This is a genomic window from Clostridium sp. KNHs214 (genome assembly GCF_000744935.1).
GTDB lineage: Bacteria > Bacillota > Clostridia > Clostridiales > Clostridiaceae > Haloimpatiens.
Genome location: NZ_JQMW01000001.1, coordinates 1 through 16,701 on the forward strand (window position 1 = coordinate 1; position 16,701 = coordinate 16,701).

A 16,701-nucleotide genomic window follows, 5' to 3' on the forward strand; every position below is an offset into this window, starting at 1 on the left:
GATATTATGAAAAGAATAGATTTAGTATACAATTCTATAAAAACATTAGATAAAGGTAGTGGAGTAACCACTATTGAAGTTAGTGAATTGTTAAATTTAGAGAGGTCTAATATAAGTAAAGACTTAAATTTACTAGTTAATGAAGGCTTATTATATAAAAATAGTTCGAGACCTGTAAAATACTTTTTAAACAATTCTACTAATGTAGATTTTACGGCAAAATCATCTATGGATAATCTAGCTTATCTCTATCCATCATTGATACCATCTATAAAACTAGCTAAAACAGCTATTTTGTATCCAGATAACGGAATGAATTGCCTGATTATCGGAGACACTGGTGTTGGTAAATCCATGTTAGCAAAATTAATGCATGAATATGCTAAATCACTAGATATTAAGAAAAACATGCCTTTTCTACATTTTAACTGCTCAGATTATTCAAATAACACCCAGCTATTAAGTTCCCATCTTTTTGGCGTAAAAAAAGGCACCTTTACTGGTGCAACTGAAAACAGAGCTGGACTAATAGAGCAGGCTGACGGAGGTATTTTATTCTTAGATGAAATACACAATCTTCCTAGTGAAGGTCAAGAAATGCTTTTTGTGTTTATGGATACAGGCTACTTTAAGAGATTTGGAGAGGTAACAAAAAAAATTCATTCTTCCGCTCGTATAATCTGTGCAACAAATAAGGATATAAGCTCTTCTCTTTTAGATACATTTATAAGGAGAATTCCAATAAAAATTTACATACCGGGATTAGAGGAAAGGCTTTTAGAGGAAAGACTTACCCTTGTAGAATATTTTATAAAAAATGAAAGTATAAAACTAAATAAGCCTATTTGGGTATCCTATAACACAATGCTTTGTTTATTATCCTATCATTGCCCTTATAATGTAGGTCCAGTTGAAAAAATGATATTAAACTAGCCATTGCTAACGCTTATTCAGACTATTTTATTCATAATAAGAAACAAATTAAAATAAATAGTCCCGATTTACCTGATGAATTAAAAAACATGCTAAATACTCAATTATTCTCAAGAAAGGGTTTTATTAGATTCCTTAGATATGGTAGATGGCTATTTTATATATGATAAAAATTCCGTAATAACTAGTCATTCATTTTTAAAGCAGAAGCATATTATTCTCAATAGTTTTAAAAAGCTAATAAAGGATACTGCTAGTAATATGATTAATAAAGAAATAAGCAGTGAAGCTATCATTGACTTTTTTATAGATTATCTAAATATAATTAAAGATGTTGCTTCAAGTTATCAATACAGCCTTAATAATTCTGCATACGAGGAGTTCTTATCAAGTTTATCCAATTTAGATAATGAACTTACAAACTATTTCACTGATGATATAGTAAAAAATTTCTTTCGTATTCACCTTGATATGGTATATGACAGAATTAATCTAATGGACTTTGATTCTCTACCTACTTTAAATAAAATTAAATCTGTTTTTCCAAACTACTATACTATATCGTTAAGCTTAAAATCTGTTATAGAAAGAGTTTACAATATTAATTTATCTAATACAGAAATACTTTTCTTAACTATTTTTACTATATACTTATATGAAAGACCTAGTCTATAAAAGTATATAATCCAACCCAGCACTCAGTAATAGTTCATTCATTAATCTTTCACTGAGTGCTGGGTTATATATTGATTGAAAAATAAATCAGAAATTTTCTAAATGAAATGAAAAAAGTCCACATTATTGATATTGGATATTTGCTATTTATAATTTCAATTATTATCTAATATAAATTCTAAAAATCATGCGCAAAGTTGAGATATTAATATTACTAAATTATTTAGCTAATTCATAAATTGCTTTAGCATAAATTTTAATACATTTTTCAAGTAAGGATATTTCTATAAATTCATTAGCTTTATGAGCTAAATCCTCACTACCTTTAAATAAGGCTCCAAAAGCTACTGTATTAGGCATTAATTTAGCATAAGTTCCTCCACCTGTAGATAAAAGTTCCGCTTCCTCCCCTACTATATCTTCATATGATTTTTTTAAAGCTTTTATCATTTTATGCTCCTTTGGGAAATGCAATGGTGGATTATGATTTCCCATATGAAAAGTTAAATTAGTATCTTTTATTTTCTCATTAATATTGTTTACTATACTATCACTAGAAACTGTAACTGGATACCTAATGTTAAATCTCATGCGTATTTTCTGAACTATTACCATTAATAATTCCCAAGTTTAAAGTTAAATTTCCAGACTCCTCATCCCAAAAATTTATTCCTAATTTACTTCCACTATAATCCTTTCCAATTAACTGTTGAAAAATCCTTTAAAAACATTGTAAAGCTATCTTGAAAATCTAATATTTCATTTAAGTATAATATCATATTAGCTATAGCATTTTCTCCTGCTTCTGGTGTACTTCCATGAGAAGCTTTTCCTCTGCTTATTATAATAATGTGATTTTCATGAGATTCTAAATCTATTCTATACTTTTCCTTTAAACCTTCATCTTTAAATACCTGAAGTAATTTAGAATTGCCCATCATGTATTATTTTACACTCACAATAATCAGGAACTATATTAGATTTTTTGCCACCTTTTATATAGTCTATTTTATAGCCACAAAGATTATTTTCTAACTTTTGAACTAATTCAAAGGTAAAAATACCCTTTTCAGAGGTTACTATTGGAAAAGTATGCATCTGGAGTGAAACAATATTTAGGTGCTTTTTCTTTCTTTAAATAATAGTCTATATCCTCTGTACCAGATTCTTCATTAGTTCCAAAAATAATTCTAACTTTTTTGGATAATTTAACATTAGAATCCTTTAATAGTTTTGCTGCATAAAGAGCTGCCATTATTGGCCCTTTATCATCTATGGCTCCTCTAGCGTATAATTTTTCATCTTTTATTATAGGTTCAAAGGGATTTGTATTCCAACCATTGCCTTCCGGCACCACATCTATATGTCCTAATACTCCTACGTATTCATCACCCTGTCCAAACTCCGCATAGCCTACATAGTTATCTAAATTAACTGTATTAAATCCATAGGATTTAGCTATGTCCAATACACAGTTTAATCCTTTTGCTACTCCCTTACCAAAAGGATTAAATTCATCAGGCACATCTTTAATTGTTTTTTCCTTTAATACAATTTTTTAAATCCTCTAAAAAACTATTATTTATTTTAATATCTTTAATAAATTCCATAATACTCACTCTCCTAAATTTTTCGTAAAGCTATCTATTATTATCTTTTATTTCTTCTATCAATTTCCAATTTAATATTTTACAAAACTCTGCAATAACCTTTACTGTTTGTACATAATCTTTTCGATGAATTATTAATCTAGGTGAATGCATATATCTTGTTGGTATAGATAATGTCATTGTTACAATACCCTGAAATGTTTTGTGTATATTTCCTGCATCCGTGCCGCCTGCAGTCATACAATCATAGTTTATATCTAATCCTAATTTCTCAGAAATTTCTTCTAACTTTTTAATTAATCCTCTATTCGCTAGTGTTGAAGAATCTAGTATACTAAGTATTACTCCTCCACCTAGTTTTACTTCCCCTTTATCCATTGGAGTATCCTTAGCTGTTGTCACATCTAATGCAAAAGCAATATCTGGTTTTACAACCTGTGTGGAAGTTCTAGCTCCTCTTAATCCCACTTCTTCTTGAACTGTGCCAACTGCATAAATATTTGCACAATGCTCAACGTTTTGAAGCTCCTTCAATACATCTATCGCCACTGCCACACCTATTCTGTCATCCCACGCCTTACCTGCTAAATAATTTGGATTATTCATAATCTTAAATTTAGAATTAGGCGTTATCATATCTCCAATTTGTATTCCCAATTCTTCTGCCTGTTCTTTTGTATCTATCCCTAAATCCATAAACAAATCAACAGGCTTAATTACTTTTGCCTTCTCTGAAACTGACATTCCATGTGGTGCACGACTTCCAATGATACCAGTAATTTTTTTACCTTTTGATGTGGTTAAAATCATTTCCTGTGAAGGCAAATACATGTCCCCACCATCCCCCTACAGGTAATATTTTTATATAACCTTTGTCATCAATATCTCTTACCATAAATCCTACTTCATCCATATGTCCAGCAATCATAACCCTTGGTCCATTATTCTTACCTTTTTTTAGTCCAATAATCGATCCTAGGTTGTCATATAAAATTTCATCAGCATAATTATCTAAATACTTTTTAACAACTCTACTAACTTCTTTCTCACAACCTGATATTCCATCAGCTTCACTTAACTCCTTTAGCATTTGTAAATCTACATTGCCATATGGTTCTATCCTATTTTCACTCATGAGCTTTCCTCCAACACATTTATTCATATATTTTATACACTAAATATATGAATTTTATCTATTTTCTGACTTGAATTTTTCAATAGTTTCTTCATCTAATGATTTAATTACTTCTATGATCGCTTCTTTTGCAGCTATGTAATCATCCACATGAATAATTGAACTATTTGTATTTATATTTCTAGCACATATATTAATAGTTAAAGTTGGGCAACCTATAAGTAATTTATGAATCCATCCAGCATCTCCATCTCCCATGGAGTAAAAATATTGATGCTTTATATCTTTCGATTTACAAATATTAACTAAATGATTTAAAAGCGCTCTATTAGGCATCATAGATTTATCATAATAATTAATTAATACACCTTCTCCTAACTTACCCATTGATTCTTTATTACCATTCACATCATTTGCTCCTAAACAATCCATTACAATGCCTAAATCAGGCTTAATTAGATTAGTAGAAGTTTGAGCGCCTCTTAATCCAACTTCTTCTTGCACTGTACATCCAATATATAAATCCACATCTAAATCCACATCTTTTAACGCTTCTAATATTTCAATACCCATAACACAACCATAACGATTGTTCCAAGCTTTAGAAATAATTCTTTTATCTCCTGCCAACACTTCAAATTGCCCATCAGCTACAATTGAGTCTCCTAACTTTATTCCTAATTTATCAATTTCCTCTTTGCTAGTTGCCCCAATATCTACTAATAGTTTACTCACTTCTATTGCCTTAGACTTGTCTCTTTCAGAGCCATTATCTATTATACTTCCCTTAAATTCCTCGCCCTCTCTGTTTATTAATCTAACTCTTTGAGCTAATAAAGCTTGATTTTCAATATTGCCTAAAGGTAATATTTTAATTAATCCCATATCTGTAATTCCATTAACTATAAATCCCGCTTCATCCATATGCCCACAGATCATAACTCTCTTAGCATTTTCTTTTCCACAAGATTTTACTGCAAAAACTGAACCTAAATTATCGAAAATTATTTTATCTGTGTATTTTCTATAATGCTTTTGCAATGCCTTTGAAATGTATTTTTCATTACCTGAAATTCCGATTGTTTGAGTAATTTCTCTCATTAATTTTAGTGTGCTATCACTTAATTTCATATTTCTTTACCCCTTTTCTTTCATGTATGTCTTATTAATATGTGTGCGTCTTATTAATATGAACTAATAACATTATTATCCCACAAAAGCATTACACTACCTGAATTATGAAATTTCTCTGTAATGACTTGCATAAGAAGCAAAGGAACTATTTAAATTTAATTTTATATGGCTAAAAGATTAGAATTTCTTAAATTAAATTTATTGTTCCGAGCTTTTATGCAAGTCATAGAGGAGAAATTTCATAATTCCACCGCATTGTACCTTTTTGTGGTTTAATCATAACCTTAATAAAAATAATTTTGTTTATAATATTTTATTTTGCTAATTTATAAATTGCCTGAGTGTATATTTTTGCATTTAAAATAATATCGTTAATGTCCATATATTCATTAGGATTATGTGCAATACCCTTTTTGTCCCGGAAAAGATGGTCCAAAGGGTACAATGTTAGGCATAAGTTTCGCATAAGTTCCACCTGTAGTTGTAACTGGAGTACCGTCTAAACAGGTAACTTCCTCATATGCTTCCTGCAAAGACTTAACTAAAAAACAATCTTTTTCAAACCTAACTGGATTATAATTTTGTAATAATTCTATTTGAAAATTAGTTGAAATTTTAGATTCTATTTGTTCAATTATTTCTTCTATAGTGCATACAGCTGGATAACTTAAGTCAAATTGAAAATTTAAACAACCTTCCTTCATATCTAAATAGTACTTTCGCATCTCCATAGATCCAAACTCTTTATCATTATAATTAATTCCTAATCTATCGCCATCTGATTTACTAGATAAAAAGTAATCGTTAACCATATTAAAAAATTCTTGCGTTAATTCTTCATAATTTTCTTTATACACCTTTGTTCCTATCTTAATTTTAGCCCTGCCCCTCTCACCATAAACCACTGGATACTTGCAATCAGGCGTAAACCCCATAATTGGAGGTTTTTCCTTTGTCAAATAATAATTTAAATCTTTAAATCCACTTTCTTCATCAGTACCAAATATAATGCGTACTGGTTTGTTCAATTTTAAATTACATTCCTTTATGACATATAATGCATATAAAGCACTAATAATTGGTCCTTTGTTGTCTAGTACCCCTCTACTATAAATTTTGCCATCTTCAACGTGTCCACTAAATGGTGGGTTATTCCATCCCTCTTCTATAGGAACCACATCTAAATGTCCTAAAACTCCTATATAATCTTCTCCTTCACCTAATTGTGCATATCCCATATATCCATCAATATTTTTTGTTTTAAAACCTAATTCTTTAGAAATTTCTAGTGCCTTCATTAGTGCATTATTAACATTTTCTCCAAAGGGTGCCTGTGGCTTTGCTTCACCCTTTATACTTGGTATTTTTACCACTTCTATAATATGTTCTATTAGACTATCTTTTAATTCATCTATTTTATTATTTAAAATTTTTTCCATACTATGCTTGTGCTTTAAATCTAATATTTTATATTCACATAATTTGTATATTTTATAAAAGCACTACCTCCATATTTCATATTCTTATGTGAAAAGGTAGTCTAACTAAATTAGACTACCTATTTTTTAATAACATATTTTCTTTATATAATCACTTATATCTCCGCCGTCAACTTTCTTCTTAGCTAAAGCACAAATATTTCTAAGTGATTCACTTAACCCTGTTCCACCCTTTTTAGGCATAACTACAATATTTACTAAATCCTTATATTCTGAGATAGTTTCTTCATTTTCCTTTGACATTGCAGCTATAGCTGGAATATCAGTTTTTTCATTTATTTCATGAGCTAAAACTGCACACATTTTTGCATATCCAGCATAATTAAAAGCTGGTCCACATATAACTACATCTGGATTGATTTTTTTTACCATGGCAGTCATTTTTAATTTTACCTCATCTTCATTTTTTTTAAAAAATCCATCTCCACAATATAAACAAGCTACAACCTTTCCATCTACTTGTTTTAATGCCGGTTCTAACATACTTGCTGAACCTATAGCCATAGCTTTACCACCTAAAGGCAAATTAGGGTTTTCCTTACCACCTTGCCCTGCTTGGGTTTGGTCAAATATCATTAAAACCTTCATTGCTTTACCTCCTTGTATAATAATGATGTAGTCATTAAGACTACTCATCTCAATTTAATTGTTTCTATAATAGATAACAGAAGAAGGATTTCTTCCTTCATCAGATGTTATCTTAGTTAATTATCATGCTTGACGGTTCCTATATAGACTCCAGACTTTTCATAAAGTATAATCTTCAAGGATAGGACAAATAATGTTTTCCTCCTTGGGAAGTCAGTATCTGCTGACTCATACCCGTGATTTAGTCAATTAGTCCATTCAATGAGGTTTTATGATTCGGCTGGTTGGGAGCCTCAGGCCATACCTGTATAACTCGCAAGGTTGTGTACTCATTAGATGGAAATGGATTCCTATCGGAAAGGAGCTTTTGCTCATGTCAAACATTTTATTTAAAAATTTATTTATCTCGGTCGGTATTGATGTTGGTGCAGATTTCAGTTGGATGTCTATCGCACTTCCTAACCAGACCTTTGTTGGAAAGCCTTTTAAAATACTACATTCAAACATTGATTCCCTTGAACTCGCTGTTTCTAAAATAAAAGAAGCAGAAGAGTTGTATTCTTTGGAAAGTCGCATTTTCCTAGAATCCACGGGAATTTATCATTACCCACTCTTCTGCTATCTTCGTGATACTGGATTTAATGTTAACCTAATTAATCCTATCATCACTAAGAATAGCACAAACATTAACATTAGAAAAGTGCATAATGACAGATTTGATTCAAAAAAAGCTGCCTTAATAGGCTTAAAGCCAGATTTAAAAGTATCTCTTATGCCATCAGATCTTGCTCTTGATTTAAGAAATCTTTCAAGAGAGTATTATGATTTGATGGACAACCGTTCTGCTTATGTGAACAAACTTCAAAGTGAACTTCGGATGGTATTTCCAGAATACCTTAAAATTTTTTCAAAAATAACTACTAATACATCATTAACCTTATTAGAAACATACACATCTCCAGATGCATTTTTAAATGCTTCCAAAGAAGAGATTATTGATTCTATAAGATCTACAGCTCGTTTTGGGCTTACATATGCTAATAATAAGTATAATGCCATTATAAAGGCTGCCAATGATGCAAAGACCTTCGGTTATTCTGTAAGTAGTAATTTTAAGCGTATTAGATTATACATAAGCTTTATTCGAAAGTATGATGAAGAGATTTCTTCTATACTCTCTGAAATGCATAAGCTTGTTGATGAAAATGAAAATACTGATTTTGTAAAGCAAATTCACTTGATTGAAACATTTAAAGGTGCAGGTTTTCTTTCTGCTGTAAGCCTCATGGGAGAAATCGGAGATTTCTCTGCGTTCAACTCACCAAAACAGCTTTTTGCTTATTTTGGTTTAGATCCAGCAGTAAAGCAATCTGGCAACTTTAATGGCACAAAAATCAGTATGTCAAAGCGAGGCTCTCGAATTGCCAGAAGAGTAATTCACACTATGGCATTAATCAGCATAAGCAAAAACAAAGATGGCTCCGCCAAAAATCAAGTACTTCGAGAATACTATCTTTTAAAGTGCCAAAGTAAGCCTAAAATGATTGCTCTTGGGGCAGTTATGCATAAAGTTTGTAACATATTATTTGCCATTCTTCGTGATGGGAAAGAATTTGAAATAATTACACCAGAAGAACACCAAAAGAATTATCTCAAAGCGAAATGCGGCTTCGCTGCGTAGTATAATTCCATAAATATAATTTCCGTTTTTTGTTAGTCTAACAAAAGTTTATTAAGGTTACCCTTTTTTAAGATAATAAAAATATTAATTATTTTTTTAATTCTTATTGACATTTCTTAGCTGGACTAAAGGTCATCAAAAGATAAATCATCAAATGAAATATCTTCTTCGTCTGATGCGTTATTCTTTGCTTCTTCTTCATCTTTTAAGTATTGTTTATCTAACATTTTTATAAATGGATAGTAAATTAAACATCCAAGTACTAGCAATCCTATTTGCCATACTCCTGCAAATAAGCTTCCTGTGGATAGGTATCCTGAAAATCCTATTGGAGTAGTCCATGGCAATGATACCCCTGTAGTATAAGGAATAATTCCCGCCTTAGTTGCAAATGTAGAAAGCATCAAATTGATTATTGGAACTCCAACAAAAGGAACAATTAATATTGGATTTAATACAATAGGTAATCCAAAAATAATTGGTTCATTTATTCCAAATATTCCTGGGACAATTGACAACTTACCTAATTGTGTAATTCTCTTTGATTTACAGAATAATAACATTACTATAACTAGTGAAAGAGTACTTCCGCCCCCTCCAAAACCTGTAAAAAAGTTTGAGAATGGGTCTGTAAATATATTTGGTAATGCCTTTCCTGCTTCAAATGCTTCCAAATTTTCGATTGTTAATATTTTGAAAATTGGTGAGAATACTGAATTTGCAACTGCTGGACCATTGATTCCAAAGAACCAGAAAACTGTACATACCAAGCTATAAATAATTTGTGCTATTAATGTGTTTCCTGCTCCTTGCAGTGGTGTTTGTAATACTGTATATATGAAATTATGTGCTGATTCAAATGGTGTAAGCTCAAATCCTACACGTACAAGGAAAAATATACCAATAACTATTGCACTAGGAATTAAAGCTGCAAATGAGTCACATACTGCTGGTGGGACTCCATCTGGCATTTTAATTGTCCAACCTTTTTTATAAGCCCAAGTAAATACATATACTGATAATATAGATACAATAAGTGCCAAAAATATACCGTTAGAACCTACGTATTCAAAACCTAGTGCACTCATAGTTTCTTTACCTTTAACACCTTCAAATGGAATTCTTGTTGGCATAAGAATAATAAAGGCAACCATTGCTACGGCAGCACCTTGAATTTTGTCCCCCTTTAGTTCTCTAGCATAAGCATATCCTGTACCTACACAAGTTAATAAAGCAATTATATTGAATGTTGCTCTAGATACATTTGTAAACCATGCTTCCCAACCTTCTCCAAGAAATCTTGTCCAAAACTCTGACCAGCCTGGTATTGGGAAATTAGCTATTAATAAGAAAATGGATCCTACTATAAGTAATGGTGTTGTTATTAAAAATCCATCACGAACTGCAACTAAAATTTTATTTTTTCCAAGCTTATCTGCAATTGGAACTAATACTCTTTCTAATGTTGCAAACATTTTAAGCCCCCCTATTTTTTATTTTTTTTAATAAGTATAATTGCCTTTTTTAAAACCTTTTCTCCATCCATCATTCCATAATCTGCTGAATCGATTACTGATATTGGAGCATCGATATCTTTAAATCTTTCCACAGTTTCTTCATATAAATATTTAACCTGTGGTCCTAACAATATACAATCTGGGTTAAGAGTATCAACAATTTCCTGCAGCTTGCCATGTGGAAAAGCCTTAACCTCAATTGGAAGTTTATGAGCATCTGCTACATTTTGCATTTTTTGTGCTAATAAACTCGTAGACATACCTTGACTACAGAATAGATATATTTTTTTCATAGTTTCCACCTACCTTCTTAAATGTTATTTTATTTATATATAATAAAAAAATAAATAATCTAATTAATTAACTTTCACTCTTTGCATTTTAATTACATTTGTCTGAATTATTTGCACCTTATAGTTACATCCTAACTACCTTAGTTTTACCGATGTAATCATGAATCATCCTTTTTTCAACTGTTGCATACATTAATATAACTGATACTATGGTAATTATAGTACCTATGTACTCAAGTACCACATAGTATCTATTAGAATTTAATCCTAATCGAATCATTTGACGTAAGTATTCACTACTAGAAACAATTCTACCCTCCACAAGCATTATTCCAATAATTTCACGTCTAAACATAGTTTTTAAACTAACATCCTTATTATCCATTCTAATTACCTTTATACCTAGTAGTTTCTTACCTAAAGTTTGTCCCTTATACAAAAATGTTGGTATTAGGAGATAATATGCAGAGGATGCTAGTATTGCTAAAATTCCAGCCAGCATGCCACTTTTAAATGACATTGCTGATAAAGAACTCGCAATGGTAGCTTGTCCGGTATCCATGCTGTAAATAAGCATTACAGGTACTCCTGCTAATACGGACGCTAAATACCAGTCAACCATCATAGCAACTGCTCTTCTCCATACACTTACATCTTTATACTCCTTATTTTTTTTATTCTCTTCATTTAATAATTTCTCTTTGCTTTTAACCATTATACTCTCCTATTTTTTAAATAGCATTAATTTAAATATGTATACCTTATCATTATCTATACTAGCTACATTATTGTTCCTTACACATATAATTTAAATAGCAATTGTTATGCCAATTGCTATTCAACACTAAAATATCAGATTTTTCAATGGTTTCATATATAATATTTCATTTTAGAGCTAAAGTGTATTATAATAAAATACACTTTTCTATTATTTTTTATTTTTATTTCATTAGTGTGTTGTTTTTTGTACATTTTATTTATAGTGTATCATATGTTTTTTATAATTTATACATTAAAAAAATTATATTAAACTCACCTAAAAACTAAAAGATTCATGTAAAGTTGTATAACCTTGCATGAATCTTTAATTTACACTATGTGGACTCTTTTCCTTTTCTACTTACTTAGCATGAATTAATTCTTAATCCTCCAAATAAATAGAGCTAAAACCAATAAAAATCTAAAAGTTAGAATAAAGATTAATTCTTACTCTCCTTTATAGGTTTTAAAATTTTCTTTTTGAGAATTTATTTACTCCTATATATCTAACCTTGTAACAGAAAGCCATATAAAGTAAATATATCCATGCCACAAGTATAAATATTATACTCAATACCATCCATATTGTAGGCGTCTTAAATCTCTGATAAAATTCCACATACCATACTATATATAAAATGGCCAAAATTAATGGACCTATAAATGGTATTATTATAATAAAGGCAAATAATATATTCCACGCACTCTTATCAATTATGTGGAAAAAAATTATAAATTGGAAAAAAGGAATAAAAGCTATCCACCTATTATTAAGGTCTGCCTTTTCAGCTAACCTATAATATGAAATAGCTTGAATCACATAGCTTATAACTAAAGCCCAAATAAAATAAATGTTATTTAAATAGGAATAGTAATTGCAACCAAACATAACGTCCCTCCCTTAAATTGCTCTATACTTATATGCTATTCAAAAGAGCATTACAAATGCTAGTCCCAAAGTATTACAAACGACTTTTTTATATGTTTTATAAATATATGAGAAATATTACAGTAAATGCTTCATATATCTATAATTACGTTTTTTATATGTAAACTACCTTCAATAATTGCTACAAATAGTAAAAGTAACATCATATAAGCACACAATATTTTTTAAATTTATTATTTCCTATTGATTTATAAAAATCCGGTGCTATACTAATATCGTATGTAAAAGATGGTATTTATTGCAAAGCCATACTATTTACGTGCTTTTCTTAAACAAACACTTAAATTCCAAATTATATCCCATTGGAATAAGAATGGAGGAATGTAAAAATGTCAGAAAAGACAGTGGAAAAAAGAAAATTTTCCACAAAACAAATCACTGTTACAGGTATGCTTTCTGCTATATCTGTAGTACTTGGTATTACTGGTTTAGGTTATATACCTATACCACCATTTCACACAACTATAATGCACATACCTGTGATTATAGGTTCACTTCTAGAAGGCCCTGTAGTTGGCGGAATACTTGGTTTAATATTTGGATTAACCAGTATATTTCAAGCTATAAAAACCCCAGGACCAGTTTCCTTTATATTTATAAATCCCTTAGTAGCGGTACTTCCTAGAATATTAATAGGAATTACACCTTACTATATGTACAAGCTATTAAAAAAGATTAAATTTAATAAACTAAAAGAAAAAGTTTACTCCAATGACGGTACTACTAAATGGGGAAAATTCACTAGATATCTGGTAGATTATATTCAATTAATATTGTCCATAACCGTTGGCTCATTCACCAATACCATAGGTGTATTAGGCATGATATACGTTTTATATCTAAATGAATATATAACGGCCTTAGGAGTTAGTAGTTCTGCTGCTAATAAGACTTTTCTACTCTTAGTTTTAAATGGATTTGTTTCAGCTTCTATGGCTATTTTAGTTTCATTACCTATTGTAAGAACCGTGAAAGCTGTATATTATAAAAATAAAAAGCTATAATACTATACTTAATACTGCTATAGCTAGAAATAAGAAATAATTGGGTATAGTTAACAACTTTTAGCTCTAAATACACTAAAACTTTTGCAGGTTCCTGGGGACAGTTAATAACTTTTGTGGAGACCTATAAAATGATTATCCCACAAAAAGCATTACATTACCTGAATTATGAAATTTTTCTGCAATGACTTCCATAAGAAGCAAAGGAACTGTTTAAATTTAATTTTAGAAATTCTTCTTTTAGACAAACAAAATTATCGTAAGCCTAGCAAGGACGCCAGGCTAGCGAATCTGAGGCAGGGCGCTGAATGTGAGCGTTAGATAATTTTATATGGCTAAAAGATTAGAATTTCTTAAATTAAATTTATTGTTCCGAGCTCTTTTGAGGAGAAAATTCATAGTTCCACCACATTGTACCCTATTGTGGATTAATCATAAAATAAAAATAACAATTAAATGTCCAAAATAGAAAACAAAGAGAGCAGTTAACTGCCCCCTATTAAAAGTACCTAATACTTTTTATTCTAACTATACCTATTATTTTTACCTAAAACAAATTTCTCAATAAAATACTTATGAAATTCCAAACTACTGGAAAGTTCTGGGTGAAAAGAAGTAACTAATATATTTTTCTCCTTGGCTGCTACTATATTTTCACCTACTTTATGAACAACTTTTGTTTCCTTTAGAAACTTCTACTATATAAGGTGCTCTTATAAATATAAGCTCTAATGGTTCATTACAAACTTCATATATATTATCCAATGTAACAAAGCTATCTAATTGAGAGCCATAGGCATTTCTCTTAACCTTTATATCCATTACTCCAAGATGGCATATATCTTCTCCTTCTATTTCCTTAGCTAAAAGTATCATACCCGCGCAAGTTCCCCAAGCTGGAAGCCCTTTACTTATAGCTTCTGCTAACGGATGTAAATATTTCTTCTCTCAATATTTTACTTATAGCAGTACTCTCTCCACCTGGCAATATAATGCCATCTATTTGATCTAAATCTTCTATTTTCTTAACTTCTATAGCATCATATCCTAGCTTTCTTATGTGATTTATATGTTCTACTACCCCACCTTGAATAGCCAAAACTCCTATAACTAAGTGGCCTTTAGATTCGAATTTCTTATCCATATCTAGCTGTTCATTAGCATTAACATGCTTTTTCATATCCAAATCGCAGCTGAAAATTACCATCCTCTCTCAGCATATCTAGTTGATAAATCCTTTAGCTCTAAACCGCTCATAGGCTCACCTAAATCCTCAGATACTTCTGCAATAATCTTAGGATCATTATAATAAGTGGTAGCCATCACTATAGCTTTGGCTCTTTTTTCTGGATTTGAAGATTTAAATATTCCTGAGCCTACAAATACTCCCTCTGCCCCTAGTTGCATCATGAGAGCTGCATCTGCTGGCGTTGCTATTCCCCCTGCTGAGAAATTAATTACTGGAAGCTTATCATTTTCCCAAACGTATTGTATCAAATCATAAGGAGCTCTCATTTCTTTAGCTATACTCATGAGTTCTTCTTTTCCTGCATTTTTTACCGTTTTCATATCATTTATTATAGTTCTCATATGAGTTACAGCTTCCACTACGTTCCCCGTTCCTGCTTCACCTTTCGTTCTTATCATAGAGGCCCCTTCTCCAATTCTTCTTAAAGCTTCTCCTAAATTTCTAGCTCCACAAACAAACGGCACCTTAAAATCTTTTTTATTTATATGATAAACCTGGTCTGCTGGAGTTAAAACTTCACTTTCATCTATATAATCTACTCCAATAGCCTCCAAAATTTGAGCTTCTACAAAGTGACCTATTCTAACTTTAGCCATAACAGGAATAGAAACCGCCTCTTTTATTTCTTTTATCATCTTTGGATCAGACATCCTAGCTACTCCACCCTGTTTTCTAATATCTGATGGAACTCTCTCCAATGCCATAACTGCAGAGGCCCTGCCTTTTGAGCTATTTCAGCCTCCTTTGCATTAACCACATCCATAATTACTCCGCCCTTTAACATTTGAGCAAGATTTTTATTCAATTCATATCTCTCCATTACTAATCCCCCTATAAATAATAGTTTCTTTTGAAATACAGTATATTATTTACAAATGAATTTTTCAAATGTATCGATACATATAGCCTATCTATTATTATAGCATTGATACATACTTTATATCTGTTTATTATATTTTTCATAACGCTAAAAAAACAGGACATTACTGTCCTGTTGTAATTTCATAATATTCCAACATAATTAAGTCTATTTTCCAGGGCTGTGGCATTAAGAAATTCACATGCAATATATTGTTTTGCAATTTTAAAATAATATCTCGTAGAATTTATTCTTAGTGCAACAGTCCCATTTTAATATGCCTTTACCTTTTAATCTTCCCTACACATATTCATTACGGCACCTTTACAACATCAATATTTCCAGAGGTTGTATTAGTATTGATTTTTTTATATGGTGCAGAGCCTATCTTACCATAAGCTTCATTTTTTTTCTCACTTTCATAATCCATATGGAAATCAGAGTGGATATCTCCTGAAGTACATTTTCCAGTGAACTTAAAGCTTATTTTTTCCGGAATCTCTATTTTAATATTTCCTGAAGTAGATTCTATATTTGAATAATCACTAATGTCTTTATATCTTATTTTTATGTTTCCCGATGTTGCATGTGCATTTCCAGAACCTTCAAGAGAATCTATAGATATATTTCCTGATGAAGCATTAAACCCATAGTTTTTTGAATCTATTTTTTCTACATTTATATTTCCAGAAGTAGTTTTCAAAATGACTTCATTGGCCTTAATGTGATATTGTCCTTTAAATTTCCAGAACTCTGAGTAGATTTTAAATTATTTAATGTTAAATCAGACTCAATTTTAACATTACCTGAGCTTAA

General features: G+C 30.6%; 18 protein-coding genes and 2 pseudogenes. 4 read left to right on the forward strand and 16 right to left on the reverse strand.

The window, feature by feature from the left end; all coding sequences use genetic code 11:
* Together CC89_RS20840 and CC89_RS20845 are read left to right on the forward strand one after the other, a co-directional pair.
* Positions 1-933, forward strand: a 933-nt coding sequence (locus CC89_RS20840) for a sigma 54-interacting transcriptional regulator (protein WP_286161253.1), incomplete at its 5' end; no start/stop codon positions are given.
* Positions 934-1,074: 141 nt separating this feature from the next.
* On the forward strand, positions 1,075-1,608 hold the full coding sequence (locus tag CC89_RS20845; RefSeq protein ID WP_051931332.1) for a PRD domain-containing protein: 534 nt from the start codon (positions 1,075-1,077) through the stop codon (positions 1,606-1,608).
* Between the two features lie 219 nt (positions 1,609-1,827).
* Here CC89_RS20845 and CC89_RS00010 read toward each other — a convergent pair whose 3' ends face one another.
* The 9 genes from CC89_RS00010 to CC89_RS00035 form a co-directional block, all read right to left on the reverse strand.
* Complete coding sequence (locus tag CC89_RS00010) at positions 1,828-2,199, reverse strand: M20/M25/M40 family metallo-hydrolase (protein ID WP_207641487.1); 372 nt, start codon at positions 2,197-2,199, stop codon at positions 1,828-1,830.
* Positions 2,200-2,294: 95 nt separating this feature from the next.
* Positions 2,295-2,546, reverse strand: a complete 252-nt coding sequence (locus CC89_RS19310) for a peptidase dimerization domain-containing protein (protein ID WP_185750617.1) — start codon at positions 2,544-2,546, stop codon at positions 2,295-2,297.
* Positions 2,533-2,706 (reverse strand): hypothetical protein, encoded by a 174-nt coding sequence (locus tag CC89_RS20175; RefSeq protein ID WP_185750618.1) that lies wholly within the window; start codon positions 2,704-2,706, stop codon positions 2,533-2,535. Before CC89_RS20175 ends, CC89_RS19310 begins: the two co-directional genes overlap by 14 nt.
* Positions 2,678-3,133, reverse strand: coding sequence for a Sapep family Mn(2+)-dependent dipeptidase (locus CC89_RS19315; RefSeq protein ID WP_051931334.1), 456 nt, complete (start codon positions 3,131-3,133; stop codon positions 2,678-2,680). Before CC89_RS19315 ends, CC89_RS20175 begins: the two co-directional genes overlap by 29 nt.
* A gap of 115 nt (positions 3,134-3,248) precedes the next feature.
* Positions 3,249-4,049, reverse strand: coding sequence for a M42 family metallopeptidase (locus CC89_RS00020; RefSeq protein WP_286161254.1), 801 nt, complete (start codon positions 4,047-4,049; stop codon positions 3,249-3,251).
* Complete coding sequence (locus CC89_RS20850; protein ID WP_286161255.1) at positions 4,003-4,353, reverse strand: zinc-binding metallopeptidase family protein; 351 nt, start codon at positions 4,351-4,353, stop codon at positions 4,003-4,005. The genes CC89_RS00020 and CC89_RS20850 overlap by 47 nt, the downstream gene beginning before the upstream one ends.
* A 54-nt stretch (positions 4,354-4,407) precedes the next feature.
* Positions 4,408-5,484: a M42 family metallopeptidase gene (locus tag CC89_RS00025; RefSeq protein WP_051931335.1), complete on the reverse strand. Its 1,077-nt coding sequence runs from the start codon at positions 5,482-5,484 to the stop codon at positions 4,408-4,410.
* A gap of 398 nt (positions 5,485-5,882) precedes the next feature.
* Positions 5,883-6,926: a Sapep family Mn(2+)-dependent dipeptidase gene (locus CC89_RS00030; protein ID WP_353600782.1), complete on the reverse strand. Its 1,044-nt coding sequence runs from the start codon at positions 6,924-6,926 to the stop codon at positions 5,883-5,885.
* Between the two features lie 126 nt (positions 6,927-7,052).
* Entirely contained in the window at positions 7,053-7,574 is a 522-nt protein-coding gene (locus CC89_RS00035) for a GrdB-related putative oxidoreductase (protein WP_035287685.1), read from the reverse strand.
* A 373-nt stretch (positions 7,575-7,947) separates the two neighbouring features.
* On the opposite strand from CC89_RS00035, the gene CC89_RS00040 reads away from it, so the two are divergent.
* Positions 7,948-9,255, forward strand: a complete 1,308-nt coding sequence (locus CC89_RS00040; RefSeq protein ID WP_035287686.1) for an IS110 family RNA-guided transposase — start codon at positions 7,948-7,950, stop codon at positions 9,253-9,255.
* Positions 9,256-9,380: 125 nt separating this feature from the next.
* On the opposite strand, the gene CC89_RS00045 is transcribed toward CC89_RS00040, so the two are convergent.
* The 4 genes from CC89_RS00045 to CC89_RS00060 form a co-directional block, all read right to left on the reverse strand.
* Positions 9,381-10,730 (reverse strand): PTS sugar transporter subunit IIC, encoded by a 1,350-nt coding sequence (locus CC89_RS00045; RefSeq protein WP_035287689.1) that lies wholly within the window; start codon positions 10,728-10,730, stop codon positions 9,381-9,383.
* Positions 10,731-10,741: 11 nt separating this feature from the next.
* Complete coding sequence (locus CC89_RS00050) at positions 10,742-11,065, reverse strand: PTS sugar transporter subunit IIB (RefSeq protein ID WP_035287692.1); 324 nt, start codon at positions 11,063-11,065, stop codon at positions 10,742-10,744.
* A gap of 124 nt (positions 11,066-11,189) precedes the next feature.
* Entirely contained in the window at positions 11,190-11,780 is a 591-nt protein-coding gene (locus CC89_RS00055; protein WP_035287695.1) for an RDD family protein, read from the reverse strand.
* Positions 11,781-12,290: 510 nt separating this feature from the next.
* A complete protein-coding gene (locus tag CC89_RS00060) occupies positions 12,291-12,713 on the reverse strand; it encodes a DUF5684 domain-containing protein (protein WP_051931336.1) in 423 nt (140 codons plus the stop codon).
* Between the two features lie 389 nt (positions 12,714-13,102).
* On the opposite strand from CC89_RS00060, the gene CC89_RS00065 reads away from it, so the two are divergent.
* Positions 13,103-13,777: an ECF transporter S component gene (locus CC89_RS00065; RefSeq protein WP_035287698.1), complete on the forward strand. Its 675-nt coding sequence runs from the start codon at positions 13,103-13,105 to the stop codon at positions 13,775-13,777.
* Between the two features lie 524 nt (positions 13,778-14,301).
* Here CC89_RS00065 and pdxT read toward each other — a convergent pair.
* From pdxT to CC89_RS00080, 3 genes and pseudogenes are all read right to left on the reverse strand, one after another.
* Positions 14,302-14,921, reverse strand: a pseudogene (gene pdxT, locus CC89_RS00070) (pyridoxal 5'-phosphate synthase glutaminase subunit PdxT).
* A 56-nt stretch (positions 14,922-14,977) separates the two neighbouring features.
* A pseudogene (pdxS, locus tag CC89_RS00075) lies at positions 14,978-15,846 on the reverse strand (pyridoxal 5'-phosphate synthase lyase subunit PdxS).
* A 352-nt stretch (positions 15,847-16,198) separates the two neighbouring features.
* Entirely contained in the window at positions 16,199-16,648 is a 450-nt protein-coding gene (locus CC89_RS00080) for a DUF4097 family beta strand repeat-containing protein (RefSeq protein WP_081896898.1), read from the reverse strand.
* Positions 16,649-16,701: the final 53 nt, after the last annotated feature.